Genomic DNA, 1,651 nt, shown 5'->3' on the forward strand with positions numbered 1-1,651 from the left:
CAATTCCCCCGCGGCGCCCGGGTCGTTTGCCGGTGCTGGCACCCCGAAAAAGGCCCGGGGGTTGTCAGGGGACCTCATCATCGATCACATCGGCTCCCAGACCGTCAGGATCGCCATGACGTCGTCGAGGCCGCGGCGGATGGTGATCCACCCCGGCGGCCCGTTGTTCGGCAGATGCCCGCCAATGCGAGCGATCGCCCAGAGCGCTTCCTTCGCCGTCGGCGACGCCGGATTCGGCAGCTTGATCCCCCAGCGATTCTTTCCCGACGTCGTCGCCATCCAGGCCAGCAACGCGAGGATGCTCGAAGGCAGGACATTGCTCGCCGGCGTCGTCGGCGTTCGGGCGGCGTGACGCAGCGCGAGCATCTGCCACGCAATCGGAATCTCGACGGCGAGCGTGTTCTCGAGACGCGTCTGGGTCTCGAGCTGCCGGTCCTCCATCGCGCAACCTGTCTTCAGCGCCTTGAAGAACTCCTCGATCAACCAACGCGCGCGGTAGATGTCGACGACGTGGCAGACGTCGGCCTCGGTGGCGATGGGTTCCGTCGTCAACAAGCGCCAACGAACCGGCTCTTCGCCATCGGGAGCCCCGACCTCGGTCACCTCGACGACGTTCACCGTGACGGGCTCCTTGAAGTCGGACACGGATGGTGGCCGCAACGACACCGTCGTCGCCCTGATGTCGAGCTCGGCTTCGCGTGCGGCACGCGGGGTTACCGCTCGACGTCGCCCGCCGCTCGTGACGCGCGCACTCAACTCAACGGTTCGACGCGCTCGGACCGTGATCGCTGCGACAGCGTCATCGAGTTGCGGCTGCGGATGTCCGGGGCGTGACGACGCGCGTGTGAGCGACACGAACGACGAAGCGTGACCTCGTGAGCGGACCGAAGAAATCGTAGTTGTCGCCTTCGCGGTCGGCGACGTGAATGGCCGAGAGACTCTCCGCTGCGAGCGCCTTATCCGTCGCTTGTGCGACCCGCAGCCAGCGAGTCGCCTCGCGCATCGGGTCGGTACGAATGTGTTTCTGTTTCGCCTTCGTCGCCGCCTTCGTCGTCGTCGTCTCTCGCCGCGTGGTTCTCGTCAGCACTTCGTACGCGCCAAGACCCAGCGGGACGGCCTGACCGTCGACGAGCCCGACCAGAAGCGATGCGTGCAGGAAGAATCCCTGTCCACCATGCATCAGCTCGCCGAGACCTTCGCGCCGGGAAGTTCCGCCAAAGCGCGCCTCGGTGGTGTCCTCGACGGACAAAAGCGTCGTCACCGAGCGCGCGCGTGCCCGCGTCGCCGCAAGGTGGGGCGCGAGGATCGCCGCCGCCGAGACACGCTCGTTGCGGAAGAATCGGTAGGTGGCCTCGAGGTCGCTCGGCGACGTCGACGTTCTGGGCAGACTCTCGGCGGGAGCGCTGGCCATCCGTGATGCGACGACGGCGAGTCGCCGGGTGAGTCGGGCGTCGCCGAAGTCGGCGCCGGCGAACTCGTCGATGACGGAGGAGGGGAGCGGGAACGGCGGGTCGTTGCTCATCACCACCCCAGATCACCGTACCTGACCCGCCTCAAGGGGATGTGTTGGATCCTGAGCTCCCCAGGACCCCTCGGGCCTTTTGGGGGCGCTGACACCGGCAAAGCGACCCGGGCGCCGCGGGGGAATTGG

Annotated in this window: 2 protein-coding genes; both read right to left on the bottom strand. The window is 67.2% G+C overall.

Going from position 1 to position 1,651, the window contains the following annotated elements:
* Positions 1-84 precede the first annotated feature (84 nt).
* Complete coding sequence (locus EB084_24905; GenBank protein NDD31504.1) at positions 85-960, bottom strand: IS4 family transposase; 876 nt, start codon at positions 958-960, stop codon at positions 85-87.
* A complete protein-coding gene (locus tag EB084_24910; protein ID NDD31505.1) occupies positions 800-1,528 on the bottom strand; it encodes a hypothetical protein in 729 nt (242 codons plus the stop codon). The genes EB084_24905 and EB084_24910 overlap by 161 nt, the downstream gene beginning before the upstream one ends.
* Between the last annotated feature and the right edge of the window lie 123 nt (positions 1,529-1,651).

This window comes from Pseudomonadota bacterium (assembly GCA_010028905.1).
Classification (GTDB): domain Bacteria; phylum Vulcanimicrobiota; class Xenobia; order RGZZ01; family RGZZ01; genus RGZZ01.